This window comes from Riemerella anatipestifer, assembly GCF_009932355.1.
In the GTDB taxonomy this organism is placed as follows: Bacteria; Bacteroidota; Bacteroidia; order Flavobacteriales; family Weeksellaceae; genus Riemerella; species Riemerella anatipestifer_E.
The window spans coordinates 1-18,803 of record NZ_LEKU01000019.1 but is presented as its reverse complement, the minus strand read 5'-3'; the positions used below and the strand labels follow the sequence as shown (position 1 = coordinate 18,803).

Annotated in this window: 14 protein-coding genes and 1 pseudogene; 7 read left to right on the top strand and 8 right to left on the bottom strand. The window is 37.0% G+C overall.

Annotation, left to right across the window (positions count from 1 at the left end; all coding sequences use genetic code 11):
• Window position 1: 1 nt before the first annotated feature.
• Both hemH and GXW81_RS07410 read right to left on the bottom strand, forming a co-directional pair.
• The gene (gene hemH, locus GXW81_RS07415; protein ID WP_064970454.1) at window positions 2-1,030 is read right to left on the bottom strand and encodes a ferrochelatase; all 1,029 of its coding nucleotides are present in this window, start codon (window positions 1,028-1,030) and stop codon (window positions 2-4) included.
• A gap of 25 nt (window positions 1,031-1,055) precedes the next feature.
• Window positions 1,056-1,934 (bottom strand): NifU family protein, encoded by an 879-nt coding sequence (locus GXW81_RS07410; protein WP_161531810.1) that lies wholly within the window; start codon window positions 1,932-1,934, stop codon window positions 1,056-1,058.
• Between the two features lie 132 nt (window positions 1,935-2,066).
• Here GXW81_RS07410 and GXW81_RS07405 point away from each other — a divergent pair, with 132 nt between their 5' ends.
• From GXW81_RS07405 to GXW81_RS07385, 5 genes are all read left to right on the top strand, one after another.
• Window positions 2,067-2,594 carry a gamma carbonic anhydrase family protein gene (locus GXW81_RS07405; RefSeq protein WP_161531809.1) on the top strand — a complete coding sequence of 176 codons (528 nt, stop codon included), beginning with the start codon at window positions 2,067-2,069 and terminating at the stop codon, window positions 2,592-2,594.
• A gap of 645 nt (window positions 2,595-3,239) precedes the next feature.
• Window positions 3,240-4,850, top strand: a complete 1,611-nt coding sequence (locus GXW81_RS07400) for an FISUMP domain-containing protein (protein ID WP_161531808.1) — start codon at window positions 3,240-3,242, stop codon at window positions 4,848-4,850.
• An 85-nt stretch (window positions 4,851-4,935) separates the two neighbouring features.
• Window positions 4,936-5,319 (top strand): HU family DNA-binding protein, encoded by a 384-nt coding sequence (locus GXW81_RS07395; RefSeq protein WP_161531807.1) that lies wholly within the window; start codon window positions 4,936-4,938, stop codon window positions 5,317-5,319.
• A 350-nt stretch (window positions 5,320-5,669) separates the two neighbouring features.
• Window positions 5,670-6,968 carry a Fic family protein gene (locus tag GXW81_RS07390; RefSeq protein WP_161531806.1) on the top strand — a complete coding sequence of 433 codons (1,299 nt, stop codon included), beginning with the start codon at window positions 5,670-5,672 and terminating at the stop codon, window positions 6,966-6,968.
• 70 nt (window positions 6,969-7,038) lie between these two features.
• On the top strand, window positions 7,039-9,168 hold the full coding sequence (locus tag GXW81_RS07385; protein WP_161531805.1) for a helix-turn-helix domain-containing protein: 2,130 nt from the start codon (window positions 7,039-7,041) through the stop codon (window positions 9,166-9,168).
• Between the two features lie 22 nt (window positions 9,169-9,190).
• Here the strand turns inward: GXW81_RS07385 and GXW81_RS07380 are convergent, their stop codons facing one another.
• Both GXW81_RS07380 and lnt read right to left on the bottom strand, forming a co-directional pair.
• Window positions 9,191-10,189, bottom strand: a complete 999-nt coding sequence (locus GXW81_RS07380; RefSeq protein WP_161531804.1) for an aminoglycoside phosphotransferase family protein — start codon at window positions 10,187-10,189, stop codon at window positions 9,191-9,193.
• A gap of 28 nt (window positions 10,190-10,217) precedes the next feature.
• The gene (lnt, locus tag GXW81_RS07375; protein ID WP_161531803.1) at window positions 10,218-11,861 is read right to left on the bottom strand and encodes an apolipoprotein N-acyltransferase; all 1,644 of its coding nucleotides are present in this window, start codon (window positions 11,859-11,861) and stop codon (window positions 10,218-10,220) included.
• A gap of 57 nt (window positions 11,862-11,918) precedes the next feature.
• Between lnt and GXW81_RS07370 the strand changes: the two genes are divergently transcribed.
• Entirely contained in the window at window positions 11,919-12,332 is a 414-nt protein-coding gene (locus GXW81_RS07370; protein ID WP_161531802.1) for a VanZ family protein, read from the top strand.
• On the opposite strand, the gene GXW81_RS07365 is transcribed toward GXW81_RS07370, so the two are convergent.
• On the bottom strand, window positions 12,322-13,947 hold the full coding sequence (locus GXW81_RS07365) for a leucine-rich repeat domain-containing protein (RefSeq protein ID WP_161531801.1): 1,626 nt from the start codon (window positions 13,945-13,947) through the stop codon (window positions 12,322-12,324). The genes GXW81_RS07370 and GXW81_RS07365 overlap by 11 nt on opposite strands.
• Window positions 13,948-13,991: 44 nt before the next feature.
• A complete protein-coding gene (gene uvrC / locus GXW81_RS07360; RefSeq protein ID WP_185153017.1) occupies window positions 13,992-15,782 on the bottom strand; it encodes an excinuclease ABC subunit UvrC in 1,791 nt (596 codons plus the stop codon).
• A gap of 465 nt (window positions 15,783-16,247) precedes the next feature.
• On the opposite strand from uvrC, the gene GXW81_RS07355 reads away from it, so the two are divergent.
• Window positions 16,248-16,565: a hypothetical protein gene (locus GXW81_RS07355; RefSeq protein WP_161531799.1), complete on the top strand. Its 318-nt coding sequence runs from the start codon at window positions 16,248-16,250 to the stop codon at window positions 16,563-16,565.
• 536 nt (window positions 16,566-17,101) lie between these two features.
• Here the strand turns inward: GXW81_RS07355 and GXW81_RS07350 are convergent.
• Window positions 17,102-17,488, bottom strand: a complete 387-nt coding sequence (locus tag GXW81_RS07350; RefSeq protein WP_161531798.1) for an HU family DNA-binding protein — start codon at window positions 17,486-17,488, stop codon at window positions 17,102-17,104.
• 162 nt (window positions 17,489-17,650) lie between these two features.
• Window positions 17,651-18,803: pseudogene (locus GXW81_RS07345) on the bottom strand (fibrobacter succinogenes major paralogous domain-containing protein); the annotation flags it as partial.

The following is an 18,803-nucleotide window of genomic DNA, read 5'->3' as shown; positions in this document are numbered from 1 at the left end:
TTTAGCTTAGATAGAAATTCTTTAATTCTTCTTCACAAAGTGTTTTAATGACTTCTATCCAGCGGTCTTCATCATTAAGACAAGAGATGTAATGGAATTGCTCTCCTCCTGCGTGCAAAAATTCTTCCTTGCCCTCTTCGGATATTTCTTCTAAGGTTTCTAAACAGTCCGATACAAAGGCAGGGCAACAGATAGCCAATTTTTTAACTCCTTTTTTAGGGAGATTTTCTAAAGTTTCGTCTGTGTAAGGCTCAATCCACTTGTCTTTTCCTAAACGAGATTGAAAGGAAACTATGGTTTTCTCTTTTGGTAAATTAAGCTGTTCAATTACCAATTCTGTGGTTTTAAAACATTGATGACGGTAGCAAAACGAATGACTAGGGTTGCTCTCACGAGAGCAACAATCATTAAGGTTGCATGTTTTGGTAGGGTCTGTTTTGTAGATGTGTCTTTCGGGTACACCATGGTAAGAAAACTGTAAAGCATCAAAATCTTGAGGCAATTTTTCTCGGATACTATCAGCTAAACATTTAATGTAAATATCTCGGTTATAGAAAGGTTGAATATAATTAACTCTCACATTAGGGAAGTGTTTTTTTCTTACCTCTTCTGCCTTTTCTACCACGGTTTCTGTGGTACTCATAGCGTATTGCGGATACAATGGAAACAGAACAATATCCGTAACGCCTTGTTCTATGAGCTTTCTCATACCGCTTTCTATGCTAGGTTGGGCGTACCTCATACCTATTTCCACAGGGATATCTACTAATTTTTGTAGTTTGGTTTTTATTTTTTCTGTGATTACGATAAGGGGAGAGCCTTCTGGAGTCCACACCGTTTCGTAAGCTGCTGCGGACTTTGGAGGTCTAGTTTTGAGAATAATACCTCTTACCAATAATGCACGGAAAAACCAACGATAATCGATGACCTTTTCGTCCATCAAAAATTCGTCTAGATATTCTTTAACATCAGACACCTTGGTGGATTTGGGCGAACCTAGATTAACTAATAATATCCCTTTTTTTGACATAGTTTTGTTTTAGCGTGATTAAATTTTAGCCGTTTACAGCCTCCACTTTTTCTACCAAATCGGGCAGAAATTGTTTTAGTACATTCTCTATACCGCCTTTCAGGGTAGCTGTAGAACTTGGGCAGCCGCTACAAGCACCTTGTAGTAACATTTTGGCAGTTTTGGTGCTTTCATCATACTCCATCAGAGAGATTTTTCCACCATCGTTTTCTACTGCAGGTGCTACATATTCGTTTAGTACATCACTTATTTTCTGCTCTGTATCAGTATATTCTCTGTTAATGATTTTCTCTACTGGATTTTCGTGTTTTTGGGGTTCTTTCTGGGAAACCTCACCACCATTTTGGAGATATTCAGCGATAAAAGCTCTAGTAACTACCATCACTTCGTGCCACTGTACAGAATCATCTTTGGTAACCGCAACAAAGTTATCCGAAATAAAGACCTCTTGAGCAAAACTAAACTCTTTGAAAATAGCTTGAGCTAGAGGCACTTCTGTGGCTTCCTCACGAGATTTAACCTCCACAAAACCATCTAATAATAGTCTTGAGGCTACAAATTTCATTACCGAAGGGTTGGGTGTCATTTCGGCGTAAATTTGATACACTTCTTTCCTCTGTTGGCGATAAATTCTAGGGTTAGCAAGAAGTTCGTCTTCAATAACATTTTTAAGACTTTGTACTACATGCTCCCATTCTACGGTATCTTGCTTAGCAACAGCAATAAAATTAGCCGTAATAAAAACCTTATCTACAAAAGGATAATTAAAAAGTTCTTGGGCGAGTGGTATTTCCGAAATATCTGAGTTTCTATCTAGTTCTAACGAGCCTGGGATTAAGTTGTAATCCGCAACGAACTTCATTACTCTAGGATTTTCTGTGGCTTCTATGATGATTTGTCGCATTTTTAAATTAAATTTGGAACCGCAAAAATACGGAAACCAAATTAGACGATAGAATACTAGGTTTAGTTTTTTTCAATGATTGCAATTTATAGGAAGAAACCAGTTTTAATAGATTAAAATAAAACCGAAAATATGGCACTTATAAGACCTCTTTTAGGGAAAACTCCACAGATAGGAGAAGATACTTTTCTAGCAGAAACCGCTACTATTATAGGCGATGTAACTATGGGGGCAGAATGTAGCGTTTGGTATAATGCCGTTATTCGTGGAGATGTACACTATATCAAAATGGGGAACAGAGTTAATGTTCAGGACAATGCTATGCTGCATTGCACTTACGAGAAATATCCACTCGTTATAGGTAATAATGTCTCTATTGGGCATAATGCCATTGTGCACGGCTGTACCTTGCACGATAATGTACTTATAGGTATGGGGGCTATTGTGATGGATAACTGCGTGGTGGAGTCTAACTCTATTGTAGGGGCAGGCTCTGTGGTTACACAAGGCACACATATTAAGTCTGGCGAAGTATGGGGCGGAATTCCAGCTAGAAAAATTAAAGATATGTCCGCTGAACTCCTAGAAGGCGAAGTAAATAGAATTGCCAACAGCTATGTAAAATACTCTAGTTGGTATAAAGATGATGAGCAAAAATAAACTTACATATAGTGGGGGTTAGAAAGAACTAAAATGGGTGAAAACTTGCATATCTAAAAAATAGCTTATACATTTGCCCCAGTTTTATGCAACGCAATACCAGTAACATACAAAAAAGTGAAAAAAACTTACACAAAAATTTGGTAGTGCCAAATAATTGTGTAAACACACACACACACACACACACACACAGATAATTACCTGCGTATGTGTCGTATTATCTAGAAAATTCTTTAGACTTTTATCGTTAATCATAAATAGAGTTCCACCAACTTTTGTTGGGGGCTTTTGGCGTTTATCCTATTCTAATTTTAGCTTTCATAAATATATGCTAAAAGCACCATTGTTTTGTCTAATAACATGGTCGTTCTTGTTAGGTGCTTTTAGTGTTCAGAGAGAGTATTTTGCTCTTTCTGTTTTAGCCTTTCCTCTCATTTTGTGTGTGTTTAGAGGGGGAAGGCGTTTTCTTATGAGTTCAAGGGGCAAGTGTTCAAGGTTTAAAGTTCAAAGTTTAAGGTTGAATAGGTGTACATATTCTTTAAACTTTAAACATAGAACTTTGAACAACTTTAGTTCCTTAAATCCAATATCCAACCTTAACAATTTAACGACTTAATAATTAACAACTATAAACTATAACATTCTATGAAAAAGACATTATTATGTGCGGTATTTCTGCCTTTGGTGCTGAATGCTCAAGAAGATTACAGAAGCAGAGTGGGCATCAATACCACTACGCCTCAAGCCACTCTAGAAATTTCTAGAAAAGAGTTGAACACTCTACCCAATGGGTATGCCCAAGGGGTGCTGTTCCCTGAATTTACAACGGAAGAACGACTTACTTTTTCGTCTAATGCTAAAAAGGGAACTCTAATTTACAATAAAGACAAAAATTGTATAGAAATGTACAAGGGGCTTATCAATGGAGTACACGAGTGGACTTGTACTAATGCCAATGCAGGTAGTCCCATTAGTAATCCGTCCGCTACCGCTACCGCTACTCTAGGGGCAGTACAAGATATTAAGCTAGTGGTCTTTAAACACAACGGTAAAAACTATTTAGTACAGGGAAATAAGATTTTGGAAGGAGGTATAGCCAATGATGAGGAAGTAACAGTAGAAATACCTTACAGCAATGCACAGCCCAATAATGGAGATTATACCGCTTACGAACAAACCTTATCTTTAAAAAATGCAAATGGCTATATGCAAGATTTTAAGTTGTCTTACCCAGCAGGTCATTTTACGGGGGATACAGGCGTTATACAAGCTAAACTAAAGAATGTAAGTGGGGCTATTTATTACCCTGCTTTAGCTCCAGAAGATGGTACACATTATAATGCCATTAGCAGTGCTAATGCTTATACCATTAGTCTGAATGGGAGCAGTACTACTACGCTCAAAGTACAAACCCTTACAGGCATTCCTGACCGTTGCTTTGATAAGACCACATTGGAGTGTGTGGGCTATGGAGAGAATGTGAAAGAGCATAATTTTGTCTATCTTCCAATCACGGGACCCGATGGTAGAGTTTGGCTTAACAATAATCTAGGTGCAGATTATGCTAAAGTAGGCTCACCGTGGTTTGACCCAGCTCGTCAGGCAGGGGCTTTAGATTATACAAATACCACCACCGCAATGCCTCTTTCTAGCCCTACTGCTAATCAGATTAAAAAAGACTGGCGTGCATATGGTTCGTTGTTCCAATGGCAGCGTAACCCAGACGGGCACGAGCTCATCAATTGGACTAATACGACAAGTGGTACACTTAAATATGGTACTATTGACACTTTATCTTCTTCTTGGACGAACCCCGGTCATAACAATTTTATTATAGGTAATAGCAATTCAGGTCGCGGTTGGGTTGATGAAGCCTTAAATAGTGCGGATACTAATATGAACTTATGGCAGTCAGGGCAATCCAATAATCCTTGTCCTGTGGGGTATCATGTGCCTACTCACGATGAACAAATGGCTTTGTATGATGTGATTTTAGGTTATGATACAAGTACTTATGGCACTATAAATTCTGAGGATATGTGGAACGAGCAAGTTCTCCGCTTACCTGCCAATGGTGGGGGCGACTATGCATTTGCCACGCTCAAAGCTCAGAGTAGCTACGGCACCTTGTGGAGCAGCAGTTATGCAACTACTGAGACTTCGTATCTCCTAGAGTTCTTTAGTGGACAGAGCAACGCGAGAGAGAACTATGTTCGTGGCCACAGCTTTGGCGTCCGTTGCATTAAGGATAACTAAGTGGGCTTAGCTTAAGAGGACAGCAAAAAGATAAAACACTATAAAAGTAAATAACTAAAGTATAACCCATAAAAACAAAAGTATTATGCCTGTAAAATTTAAAGTAATTGAAAGAGGTCAGCCTGGCGTAAGCGGTGGTGGCGACAAAAAATGGTACGCCTCTCCTAATATGAGCGGAGAGAAAACCCTAACCGACCTTACCAAAGACATAGAGAAAATCTCTACGGTAAGCGGAGCGGACATCAGAGCGGTACTCTACGCTTTAGTAGATGTAATGCAGTCTTCCTTAGCCAATGGGCAGATTGTTCGTTTGGGAGAGTTGGGCAGTCTGCGTGTGAGTTTCAGTAGTGAGGGCAAAGCTACGGAGAAAGAGGTAACGGCTAGTGCTATTAAACAAGCCAAAGTGATTTTTACTCCTGCCAAAGGAATAAAAGATACCCTAGCGACACTCACTTACGAGAAGGTTTAGGATAACCCCTAAGCACCCTTTAAAAAACCGATGCTTATAAAATCAAAAACTTATAGGCATCGGATTTTTTTTAATAAGCATAAAAATAATTTTTCTAGGCATAATTTTTAGGTGCTGTTCTTTTGGCTCCGCCGAACCACTGCGTTAGGTTTGTTTCAAGGCAAAAGAACTAATCACTTTTAGCTTCGGCACGGGACTGCCCCTGTCATTGCTTAGCGGTCGTCATATAGTAAAGCGTTGTTTATGAAGTTTAGATTGTTTTTAAAACAATAAACCAGTAAAAACCGCGAGATTTTAAATAAATCTCGCGGTTTTTACTTATTTTTGGTTTTTCTAAAAATGAATTAAAGATGATTGAACAGGCCCCTCAAACAGAAAAAACAGATCAAACAATTCCTTTAATGGTTAAATTTCAGCTAGATGGAGTCTTGCAAAAAATACAAGATGAGTATTTATATTGGGATAAGATAAAATATAAAGCTAAGGATTGTGCACCGTTAGAGCTTTGGAGTGCAGTAAAATTATTTCGACTTTTAAGAAGTAAAGAGGTCAAGTTTCATTCGTATAAATTTCACTATGTCATTACAGATTATATACAGAAATCCCTACATCAATTTGATATGCATATTGGGGGAACATTGGGTAGCAATATAGGAATTGCAGAAACGGATAAGACGAAATTTATCATTAGCTCTATAATGGAAGAGGCCATTTCTAGTAGTCAAATGGAGGGTGCTAATACCACTAGGAAAAAGGCCAAAGAGATGATTCGGCAGGATAAGAAACCTAGAAACAAATCTGAACAAATGATTTTAAATAATTTTATTACAATGAAATATATTGTTCAGAATAAGCATGAATATTTGACAGAAGATAAATTATTATACATTCACAAATTAATAACTAATAATACACTAGAAGAGTCTGAAGATGAAGGGAAATTTAGAGATAATGATGAAGTTCAAGTTGTAAATTATGCTGATGGTGAGATAGTGCATACTCCACCTTCGTATACTGAATTAAGTCAACTTATCAACGATTTATGTGTATTTTTTAATGACGATAGTGAAGAGTTTATTCATCCTATAATTAAAGGTTGTATTATCCATTTTATGGTAGGTTGGATACACCCTTTTACAGATGGAAATGGTCGTACTGCCAGAGCTATATTTTATTGGTATATGCTTAAAAAGGGATATTGGTTAACGGAATACTTGTCTATTTCAAGAATTATTAAAGGGACAAAATCTCAATATGAAAAGGCATATCTGTACACAGAGATAGATGAGAATGATTTGACCTATTTCATTACTTATCATATAAAAACAATGGAGAAAGCATTTGTTGCGTTGAAAGACTATATCAATCATAAACAAAAAGAAATATTTCAAGCAGCTAAGTTTATGAAAATACCAGGTGTAAACGACAGAATGGCTCAAGTTTTAAAAATCATATATGATGATCCAGATAGGATTTTGAATACTAAAGAAATAGGAGCAAGATTTAATGTGTCAAGTTACACTGCAAGAACTGATTTGAAATCTCTTGTGGAATTAGGGTTTTTAGAAGTAATTCAGGTAAACAAGCAAAAGCAAAATTTTATAAAATCTTCAACTTTTGAAAGTGTACTAAGAAAATATAAGTTGTAATGTATAATCATCTTTTATAGTATTGTTGTTAGTGAAAATTTAATCCTCCAAAAATTTGTACTTTTGGGGAATGAATAGCGAGGTCTTTCAACTTATAGAGCATACCAACAGAAATATATTCCTTACAGGTAAAGCGGGGACTGGTAAAACTACCTTCCTTAATCATTTTGTGAAAAATACTAGAAAAAGCCATATTGTGGTTGCTCCTACAGGGATAGCAGCTATCAATGCGGGTGGGGTTACTATTCATTCGATGTTTGGGCTTCCTTTAAGACCTTTTTTTCCTACTACCGAAAGGATAGACAGCTATTTAGGAAACAATATACCAGACCTCGTAAAACATTTTAAATACCGAAGCTCTAAACTAAAGCTACTTAGGGAGGTTGAAATCATTATTATAGATGAGGTTTCAATGCTACGAGCTGATGTTTTGGATATGATGGACTTTTCCCTTAGGCATATTCGTAGAAATGGGTTGCCGTTTGGTGGAGTTCAGATGCTTTTTATTGGAGATTTGTACCAGTTGCCACCAGTGGTAAGAGATGAACACAGCTTGCAAAGGTATTATACCTCGCCGTTTTTCTTTAGTGCCCACGCCCTTCGTGGGATAGATTTAGTAACGGTGGAACTTACTAAAGTTTACCGTCAGCAAGACGAAACTTTCCTTAATATTCTCAATGAGATAAGGGAGGGCAATCTTAGCGAGGATAATTATGAAAAGCTCAACTCAAGATACATTAGCGATTTTGACCCTAAAGATGAGACTTATGTTTATTTAACCTCCCACAATCGTATGGCGGACAGTATCAATAGAGAGCGGCTAGAGGCTTTGGGTGGGCGGTCTTATTTTTATAAAGCGGAAGTACGAGACGATTTTAATGAACACCAATATCCCAATGAGGAAATTCTAGAACTGAAAGTAGGGGCTCAAGTGATGTTTATTAGGAATGATGCTAGTCCAGAGAAGCGTTATTTTAATGGTAAATTGGCAGAGGTTACAGCATTAGACCAAGACGAAATCAGAGTGATTATAGACGGCGAAGACGAAGAGTTTACCATAAAACACGAGCTTTGGGAACAAAAACGCTACTTCTTAGATAAAGATAAAAACATTAGGGAGGAAGTGTTGGGCAGTTTTAAACAATATCCTATTCGTTTGGCTTGGGCGGTTACCATACACAAAAGCCAAGGGCTTACTTTTGATAGGCTGATTGTAGATGCGGGGCAGTCCTTTGCATCGGGGCAGGTGTATGTGGCGTTGTCTAGATGTCGTACTTTGGAGGGCATTGTTCTTAAATCTCAAATATCCAAAGCGGTTATTTTTAATGACCAAAGGGTTGCCGAGTTTCAAAAAGAAACCAATGCTAACGACCGCATCAGCGAAATTATAAAATCAGAAAAGCACGATTATAGTGTAGGCAAGGTACTTAGACGGATTGATTGTAATTGGTTTACTAAGGCTTTGGAGGAGTGGTATAATCAGGCTTTGGTTACTAGGGATTTAGATAAGAATAAAGCGAAGAAAATTTATCTATCAGTAAAACCTCAAATAGACAATTGGGTAAAGATATTTGAGAAGCTAGAACGAGTGCTAAAACAAAAAACGCAAAAGTTCATAAAAGGAGAGGGGCAGTGGGACGAAATAGAAGCTAAAGCCAAAGGAGCGGTTAATTATTTTTTTACTCAAACTTTGGAGCATTTTTTCACTCCATTTAAAGATTTTTATGCTGAAACCAAAGGCGTCAAAGGGCTTAAAACTTACAACGCTGAAATCAAACTATTGCTAGACGATTTAGAAGATTATCTTAATGATTTAAAATCGGTATTCTTAATAGATACGACTCTTTTTGACGAAACTAATGAGAAGAGCATTACCACAGAGATTAAAAAAGTGCCTACCCATGTACTGACCTATCAACTATTTGAAGACGGTAAAACCATTGGCGAAATTGCGAAGGAGAGAGGTTTAGTAATATCTACAGTTTATGGGCATTTGGCGAAATTTGCAGAGCAAGGGCTATTAGATTTGTCTAGATTGATAAGTGCTGAAAAAATAAAAACTTTTGAAGAAACCTTTAAACAAGCACCACAAGGCACTCTCTCCGAATGGAAAAAAGTCCTCCCAGATGATTTTGAATATCACGAAATAAGATTGCTAGACAATCATTATCGCTATTTGGAACACAAAGAGGAAGACTAAATTGCGGAACTTTACCCAAAATTTAAAGTTGAAAATCTGCGGTTTTCAGTTGTTTAATCACTTGTTTTAGTTCTGGGAAGTTTGGCATTTCGTCCCATTGTTCGGAGAATTGGTAGAGATTGTCTATGCCTTGATGAAGACTTTCTATAAAATGAGCCTTTCTCTGTATTAGTCCTCTAAAGCCATAAGCTCCCAAAACTTGCATAAATCTAATGAGTTTTATTAGCTCTACGCCGTTTTTAAGTTGGGTTTGAGTTTCTTTGTCGGTATATAGATTGAAATAAAAATTTAGCATTTCTTGTCTAAAGTCTTCAGGGAAGTTGGCTTTTGCTTGGTAAAGCATAGAAATAACATCATAAATCAGAGGTCCTTCCATCGCGGACTGGTAATCTATGAAAAACACCTTATCCGATGCGTTTACCATAATGTTTCTAGATTGAAAATCCCTTATCATCAGTCCACGAGGTTCTATGCGTTCTATACGCTTTACAATTTCTTTAAACTCTTTAAGAAGGGTAGATTTATGGTAATGAAGTTCTAAAGTATCTACCAAAAAGTTTTTGAAATAATATAAATCGTGGGTGATGGGCAAATCGTCATAGGCTTCGTATTCAAAAGTTTTGGAATAGTCTATTTGGTTGAGAGTGCTTTGCTGAAAATGGTACAGAGCCGCTAGGGTTTCTTTTACCAAAAATTTCACTCTGTCGCTTAATCCTTCTTTACTGATGACTTCTGATAAAGTATGGTCGCCTAAGTGGGTTTGGATATAAGTCGTTCTATCTTCGGAGATTTTGAGAAGCTGTGGTGTATTCAGTTTTAAATCAAAAAATAAAGAAGAAAAATAGAAAAACGCTTCATTTTCTCTTAAGTTTTCGTTGTAGGTGATGATGTATTTTTCTCCCGTATGACTTATGCCTACATAATTTACCCGAGCAGAACCACTAGCAGGTAAGGCTTCAAAATATTGGGCGGGACTGCCAAGATAGGTTTCAAAGAATTGTTTTACCGACTGAAAACTCATAATATTTTTTGATTTAATGGACTTAAAATTATTTTTGGCGTTGAGGTGTTTTGCTCATCAATTTTTCTATCACAAGGTAACATACTAAAAATCCTAAAACAAAAATGGAAATTCTAGATAATAAATCTCCTGTTCTGGTGTAGAAAGTAGTACCGTCGTATAGGTTAATATCGGCAACTAAGGCGGTTTGGTCTCCGTAGAAAGTATCGGCTACAATCTCTCCTCTAGCGTCTATATGGGCGGATATACCACTATTTGCAGAACGAGCTACCTCTCGTCTGGTTTCTATGGCTCTTAGTTTTGCATAAGCGAGTAACTGGCGATGTCCCTGAGTAACGCCCCACCAAGAGTCGTTGGTAAGAATCCCTAAAAAGTTAGCTCCTTTCTTTACATAATCGGCAACAAATTCACCGTAAATGCTTTCGTAACAGATAATTGGTGCTATTTTACCTTTATTATAAGGATTGGTAAACACTGCTCGTTCTTTATCCATACCTAATGACGAAATTGTGCCTCCAAAATTAAGCATAGCTTCTCCCAATAAGGGTTTTAGTACAGAAATATAAGGGAATATCTCTACACCTGGGACGAGCTTGGCTTTATGATAAAGCTGATAGGGCAAAGAAGGAGCAATCTGTATAGCAGAGTTATAGTTCTCCAACCAAATTCCTTGGGACGGATAATAGCTTGCTGTTTTGGGAGCTTCATTCTCGTTATAGAATACATTATAAGTAGAAACGCCACCTACAAAAACCGATTTAGGCTGATGGCTAAGATAATCTTCTACCTTTTTAATGAGGGTGCTTTGTTTCAATCCTTTTTCTGACAATCCTCCATATCCTGGGAACGCTGTCTCTGGAGCGAGATAGAAATCTATATTAGAGGTCTGATGTTCTTTAGCGAGATGGAGCAGTTCATCTACTATTTGGATACTGTCTTTTTGGTATTTTTCGGTATAAGGGTTGAGGTCTGGTTGTAGCATCATAGCTCTAACTTTCCCAATAGGTTTTTCATTAAAGTTGTGATATTTAACTAAAGAGATAAGCATAGGCACAACAATAACAGCAGAAACGATACTAATGTTTTTTATTAAATCTTTTCGTACTCTTCCTGCTTCCCAAATTCTTAAAGCATAAAATGCGAGAACATTGATGATTAAAATCCAAAAACTGCCACCAGTAGCTCCTAATGTATCGTACCATTGTATGAGTTTAGGATAGTCGGCAAAGGCATTGCCTAGATGAAGCCAAGGCCAAGAAAACTCCCACTCAAGGTGGAATTTCTCAAAAGCCATCCATACCACAATAAAAAAAGCCAATCCCCAATAGGTGCTTTTAGCATTTTTGTACCAGTGATAACATTGAAAAGCCAAACTCATCAGAAGTGAATTAACTAACACTGGAAATAATACAGCGAAAACGGCGTGAGAGCCATCGGGATTTCTGGCTTCGTATAGCCAGCCTGTGGTAATGCTATTCCATACTAAAAAGGCGATATAAGAACTGCCAAAAACCGCCCAGCCTTTTCTTTTGATATTACTGAATTTAGAAATATCGTGTTCTACCACAAGTAGAGGCACAAAGGCGAAAAATATAAAAAACGGCACACCGTAAGTGGGCCAAGAAACACTGAATAAAAGTCCTGATATAAGGGCTAGAATAATATATTTCATTCTATTATTTTTGGAGAAACAAATTTAGTGTTTTAAAATTGAATATTTTTGCAACCTATGTTAAAAAAGCTGTATCAAATTTTAATACTACCATACACTTTATTGCTTCTATATTTTATGTTTGTGGGATTTGGGCGAACGCCTTACGATTATCATATAGTACGCCTAACACCATTGGTTTCTACATTAGAATTTGTGCAGAAATCGGTGTTGTGGCAAAATGTAGTTATTAACATTTTTGGGAATATCATTATGTTTATTCCGTTTGGATTTTTGGGGTGGTGCTGTCCTAAATATCAAAACCTAAGGATACTCTTGCTAGATTTTATCGTTGCCATTACTATCGTTGAAAGTATGCAATATTTTACACGGCTAGGTGTGTTTGATATAGATGATATTTTGCTAAATACCTTTGGAGTGCTTTTAGGCTATTGGATTTATAAAACAAAGATAGGATTTTCTACTTCTTAAGAATTTTAAATAAATGAATTTCTTTATTTTTCGTTTTGATACTAATAAAGTAAACCCCTGACGGTAAATAAGAGAGGTCTATAGACTTAAGGCGAGAGGTTTTAATCTTCTTCCCCGAAGAATCATAGATGTCGGTATAGTCTATATCTGTTTCGGTGGTGTGTATGTTAACGAAATCTGATGTAGGATTAGGGTGGATAGAAATTTTAGATTTAAAAACTTCTTCAATGCCAAGTTCTCCATCTTCAATACTGATGGGTTCTCTAAACAAAGAGATATCAATATCTTTGTCGGATAGATACGCTTCACAAGTAAATAGTGTGAAATCTTTATCTGTAATATTATTTAGTCTTAGGTTTTCAGAGCTAACATTGGTTTCAGTGTCAAGGTTTTTTAGCCATTGGAAAGAATACCCTTGGCTAGATTCTAGTGATTGAGTTAAGTTAACAGAAGCTCCAATTTTAGTTTTTATAACTGCTGGTTCGTCATACCTTTGTGGAGAGTATGTAAAATCTACTATTTGAGAGGAGCGTGTTAAGTAATTTTTTATATGAGCTGATGTAAATCTATTATTACTAATATCCGTAATAGGAGGTAATGGATTAGGCAACTCTCCTGTAAGTTGATTTCCGTTTAGAGATAAAAACATAAGTTTCTCTAGTTGTAATAGTTCGCTAGGAACATTACCTTCAATTTGATTGTGTGAAAGATTTAGATATTGTAAAGAGGAAAGAGAGCTAATAAAAGAAATACCCTCTTTTATGTGATTACTCGATAAGTTTAGATGTATTAGATTTTCTAGTTTTCCTAAAATAGGCGGAATGTTATTTAAATAGTTTTGGTCTAATGAAAGCCATTCTAATAGATTAAGGTTTTCAATACCGTTAATGCCACTTTCTTTTAAATTGTTTTTGCTTAAATTGAGTGAGATTAACTGTGTTAATGAGTTGACTTCTGCAGGAATAGCTTCCATTTGAGTAGAAGATAAATCTAGTTTTTTTAATGATTTTAGTTTTGATAAATGAGAAAACCCGCCCTTAATGGGATTACTAGATAGATTAAGCTCCTGAATAAAATTTAAAGATGAAACTCTAGATGGTATTTCCTGTAAATTAAAGTTAGATAAATCTAATGCTTTTAAATTAAAAAGTGAGTTTAAAAAAGTATCAGGTGTGGACAAAGACAGTCTATTACCACCTAAAATTAGTGTATGGAGTTGAGTTAAATTTGTAAACTGATTTGAAATATCTCCTTCAAAATTATTATTTGATAAATCTAGTAGTTCTAATTGATTCAAATTATTTATAGAAGACACATCTCCAGATAAATGGTTACTACTTAGGTCTAAAACTTTGAGGTTTTTTAATCCTGTAAGAGAAGGGAGCTTTCCGTGAAGCAAATTTCCGTTCAGTCGTAGTTCTGTAACACTTCCGTTATTTGTATTGACGCCAAACCATTCTGACGGGTCGGCAGACAAATCCCAAGTTCTATTCCAGTTTTTGCCATCAGTTTGCTGATAAATTTGAACCAACACTTCCTTCTCAGATGCTATTATGTCTTGAGCATTTAAAAAAGAGTAAAATGCAAAAAATAGAAAATATAGAAATGTTTTCAATAGCTTTGACTTTTTGAAGGGCAAAGATATGAATTTCAGTTCCATTATCCATTAAAATACTGCCATACTATACTGCCTTTAGACTTGCCCAAAATTTCCTCTAAGGTTTCCTGTGAGGCTTCTTTAATACGCTTTACTGATTTTAGTTTACTTAGCAATAGCTCTATGGATTTAGCACCAACACCTGGAATTTCTTCTAATTCTGATTTTATGGTGCTGTTGGTCCTTCTAGTGCGGTGGTGCTTCACTCCGAAACGGTGGGCTTCGTCTCTCACTCTTTGTAAGACCTTAAGTGTTTCCGAAGTTTTGTCTAAATATAAAGGAATAGGGTCGTTAGGGAAAAATAGCTCTTCCAACCTTTTGGCAATACCTATGATGGAGATTTTACCATATAAATCTAACTTTTTTAAACTTTTAACGGCAGAGCTTAGCTGCCCCTTACCACCATCTATCAAAATCAGTTGAGGTAGAGGCTCGCCTTCATCTAAATATCTTTTATATCTTCGGTAAATCACTTCTTCCATAGAAGCGAAGTCGTTAGGGCCTTCTACGGTTTTGATATGGAAAATACGGTAATCCTTCTTGCTTGGTTTACCGTCTTTAAAGACGACACAGGCAGATACTGGATTAGTCCCTTGTATATTAGAATTGTCAAACCCCTCAATGTGTCTTGGCTCTTCCGGAAGTCTAAGCAGCGTTTTCATTTCTGCCATAATGCGGTTGGTATGGCGGTCGGGGTCTACAATTTGGATTTGCTTTAGTTTTTCTAGACGATATTCTCTCGCGTTTTTTTCGGAGAGTTCTACAATTCTCTTTTTGTCGCCCACTTTTGGAACGATGAGTTTCACTTGAGGAATTTCGGTGCCTAAATGGAATGGTAGTAATATTTCCTTAGATTCAGACTGAAATTTATCTCTAATTGCAACTACAGCTTCTTCTAGTATTTCCTCGTCGCTTTCTTCTAGTTTTTTTCTGAATTCGGAAGTATAACTTTGAACAATATTTCCATTTCTGATTTTAAAATAATTGATGTAAGCCGCCGTTTCATCACTCACCATACCAAAAACATCTACATCATCTATACTAGGATTAACCACAGTGTGTTTAACCTGATAATCTTCCAAAAACTCCAACTTTTCCTTTACCATTTGAGCTTTTTCAAACTCTAGGTTGGAGGAGTGTTTTAGCATCTCCTCTTCTAAGTGGGCTTTTGCCAAACGGAAATCTCCTTTTATAATTCCTCTTACAGCATTGATTTTCTTTTCATAATCTTCCTCACTTTCAAGACCTTCGCAAGGACCTTCGCAGTTTTTAATATGGTATTCTAGACAGACTTTATAATTGGCTTTTTCTATCCTATCTTCGGAAAGGTTAAGCGTACAAGTCCTGATTTTATAGAGGTTTTTAATGGTTTCTAAAAGTACCTTCGCGGGTTTTACTTTAGCGTAAGGGCCATAATATTCGGAGCCATCTTTAATGCGTTTTCTGGTGAGAAATAGCCTAGGGAAAGGTTCATTTTTGATACACAACCAAGGGAAACTTTTGTCGTCTTTCATCATAATATTGTAGAAAGGCTGATGTTCCTTGATGAGGTTGTTTTCTAAAAGGAGGGCGTCGTATTCGCTAGGAACTATGGTAATCTCCAAGCGGTGGATTTTTTTAACCATAATTCTGGTCTTGTAACCCACTTGACTTTTATTGAAGTAGGATAGTACCCTGTTTTTAAGGTTTTTGGCTTTCCCTACATAGAGCAGTTGTCCCGCTTCGTCATAGTAGCGGTAAACGCCAGGTTCTTTTGGTAAAGTTTTTAGCTGAAGTTCTAAAGTCTCATTCACCTCGCAAAAGTACAAAATTTATAAGACTACATTAAGGGGGAAGACAAAACTGCGTTAGGTTTGGGTCAAGCCAAAAGTACAAGCATATACATTTATCTCCTTTCTTTTGCCTTGAAGCAAAAGAAGCAAAAATCCAAGACTGCAATCCCTTTGGCTAAACCTCATTACTAAAGGCTAAAATCCCCAAAACTAGTTCCAGAGCTTCTGCCCACACCAATGCTCAAACAGTGGATATTTTTTAACGTCTTTAGTAAAGAGGTTCTTAACGACGTCGGGCTTAGAGATCATATATGTTAATTGTAACTTTCAAAAATACTGTAGATTCTAGTTAAAAAAAACAATGTTTTGTGTCAATATGGTATATATAAATTTAAAACTCTTAAATAATTATGAAATAATGACATAAATATATGCATCTTAACTATTGAGCATAAAAATTGTGATAGATTCATAAATATTTAATTTATGAAAATAATTGTACACACGACAAAAGCTAAAACACTTTATGGTGCTATTAACTCTAAAATTGAAGAAGAGTTAAAAACTTGGGAAATTGTGAACATTTCTGGAAATGAAATTGTTTACACACATACTCCAGAGCAATGGCGTGGTAAAGCGTTAGTTTATCCTTTAGCTCACAAAGACGGACTTGAACTAGAAATAACTTGGTGGAAGGATTGTGAACCCGATGAAGCAACTAAAGGATATATTTTGGGTAGATTTACCGAAATATTGATGGTTCATTTTAGAAATTTATTTGATTATCTAGAAATTCGCGGATAGCATATAGTCTTTGTAAAAAACGGAGTTAAGCCTATTAATATTCGCTTACAAAATATTTTTTAGGTAACCATCTATTAGTTTTTGATTTAGGAACTAGCCCTTTAGCAACATTTGGAAATTATCGCATCCAATGTTGCTAAAGGGCAGTCCCGTGCTGAAGGGAAACCTAACCTTCGTTCTTGAATTTTTGGTCCTTTTGTTTCAAGCCAAAAGAACATAAGTATTTACTCTATATCTTCTTTTCCTTGATGAAACCTAATGCATTAGTTCTGCTTTGCCCTCACTACTGATGCTCTCTCAAAAGATAGTTGAGACTACTGAAAGCCTAGCTAGGTTTCCACCAAAGTATCACTAGGTTCTGTAACACCTGTGGATAAAGGCTTTCCGAAGATAAGCCAGATAGGCTAAAAAACCTGCGCAGGTTTCACCAAAAACTACCGCAGGTTTTACCCAAAACCACAGCAGGTTTTATACAAAACTACCGCAGGTTTCTTTAGAAATCTGCGGTAGTTTTTAAGGTGCATAGATAGGACGATTTACTTCGCTTTTTCAAAGCCTGCCGCCTTCATACTATCTAAGATGCGTTTACCGGGGCGGTAATTAACACCTACCGATTTGATGAGGCTTTGGGTAAAATCTTTCTCCGTGGCGGCTCCGCCGCTGCTTAGGGTAGGATACAGCGTTCCCAACTTCTCCAAACGGACGATTTTGCTGTCCGACAAAGCGTTTTGTATCACATTCTCTAAAGCGATGATAACGCCTTTAATATCTGCCTCACTTAGGGCAGAAAACTTTTCTATTTGTTTTACGAGCTCGTCTATACCTATCTCGCCGTCTGTGGTGGCGTTGGCATACCACTTTTTGTTACCGCCGCCGCTTACACCGGGCTGACCTCTTTCAATTACTTTAAATTTAATTGACATAATACTTTTGTTTTATGGGTTATACTTTTATTCTTACGGTGTAAATTCCCCTCTCGCAGAGGGGGCAGGTGCGTGCCTGACGGGGTGTGAAGGTTGTATGCATTCATTAACACCTCGCCCTGCGGGTGCCCCTCTTAAAAAGAGGGGAATTCTCCCGTACGGTTAATCTTTAATGCAACGCACACTAAAGCCCATTGCATTGTAGTTTCCACTATTCAATCCTGCGGAATAATAGTTAAAATTCATATCCCAGCCGCGTTGTCCGTAACTATCGTATGAGCTACCTGACCAATACCAACCTTGACTAGAAGCATTTGAGAATCCCCCTGACGACCCATTACGGAAACCACCAGCTGGAAGTTTTAAGTCTTTCTCTTGCCACATCGCAGTGGAATTGGAATATGGGTTCTTGATACTAGTTATAGCTTGATGTAAAGCCATTTGTTCATCGTGTGTAGGTACATGATAACCTGTAGGACAAGGGTTGTTAGCACCTCCTGAAAGCCACAAATTAGTTGGAGAAGAACTTGAATATGAAACCCAATTATTATTACTATAACTAATAAATTTATTAGTTCCTGCGTTAGTCCAAGAATTAGAATAGGACCCATACCCTGTATACTTAGGTGTACCATTATTAGTACTAGCCCAATTAATCAACTCATGCCCATCAGGGTTACGCTGCCACTGGAATAAGGAACCGTACGCTCTCCAGTCTCTCTTTATTTGGTCAGCCGTAGGATTAGATAATTCTTGCCCTGTATTGTAATCCAATGCTCCCGCTTGACGCAACGGATTAAAATACGGTGAACCTATCCTCGCGTATTCTGCTCCTAAATTATTGCTAAGCCAAGTTCTGCCGTCTGGACCTTGGATAGGAATGTAGATAAACTGGTGTTCTAATACCTTCTCTCCGTAGCCTACACAATCAAATGTTGTTTTACCAAAACAACGGTCTGGGATACCCCCAATGCCTTTAAGCACTACACTATACTGCTGTCCGTTTAGTGTGTAAGGTATGGTGGCAATAGTATATTCTTCCCCTGGAGGTAACATTTTTACGAGATATTCTTGGTCATTTCCTCCCACGGTAATGGTGGCATCTAGATAACCATTCACGCCAAAGTTGCCTGCTGGGATATTAAGTGTAAGCGTATTGGTATCATTACCTTGTCCTGCAGTGGTAGCTACCGCTTGAGAGGTTACCTCGTTATAAGACCCACTACCGTTAGTATAAGGTATTTTTACCACCAATTTATTCGTTCCATTATTTATCTTGCCTTGGATTTCCGTTTTTGGTGTGGTTCCGTCATAA

Bases quoted from the DNA above. Each gene is read 5' to 3' on its own strand.
- GXW81_RS07400 (WP_161531808.1), top strand. From the start codon at position 3,240: ATGAAAAAGACATTATTATGTGCGGTATTTCTGCCTTTGGTGCTGAAT.
- GXW81_RS07395 (WP_161531807.1), top strand. From the start codon at position 4,936: ATGCCTGTAAAATTTAAAGTAATTGAAAGAGGTCAGCCTGGCGTAAGC.
- GXW81_RS07410 (WP_161531810.1), bottom strand. From the start codon at position 1,934: ATGCGACAAATCATCATAGAAGCCACAGAAAATCCTAGAGTAATGAAG.
- GXW81_RS07350 (WP_161531798.1), bottom strand. From the start codon at position 17,488: ATGTCAATTAAATTTAAAGTAATTGAAAGAGGTCAGCCCGGTGTAAGC.
- GXW81_RS07380 (WP_161531804.1), bottom strand. From the start codon at position 10,189: ATGAGTTTTCAGTCGGTAAAACAATTCTTTGAAACCTATCTTGGCAGT.
- lnt (WP_161531803.1), bottom strand. From the start codon at position 11,861: ATGAAATATATTATTCTAGCCCTTATATCAGGACTTTTATTCAGTGTT.
- GXW81_RS07370 (WP_161531802.1), top strand. From the start codon at position 11,919: ATGTTAAAAAAGCTGTATCAAATTTTAATACTACCATACACTTTATTG.
- GXW81_RS07385 (WP_161531805.1), top strand. From the start codon at position 7,039: ATGAATAGCGAGGTCTTTCAACTTATAGAGCATACCAACAGAAATATA.
- GXW81_RS07390 (WP_161531806.1), top strand. From the start codon at position 5,670: ATGATTGAACAGGCCCCTCAAACAGAAAAAACAGATCAAACAATTCCT.
- GXW81_RS07355 (WP_161531799.1), top strand. From the start codon at position 16,248: ATGAAAATAATTGTACACACGACAAAAGCTAAAACACTTTATGGTGCT.
- hemH (WP_064970454.1), bottom strand. From the start codon at position 1,030: ATGTCAAAAAAAGGGATATTATTAGTTAATCTAGGTTCGCCCAAATCC.
- GXW81_RS07405 (WP_161531809.1), top strand. From the start codon at position 2,067: ATGGCACTTATAAGACCTCTTTTAGGGAAAACTCCACAGATAGGAGAA.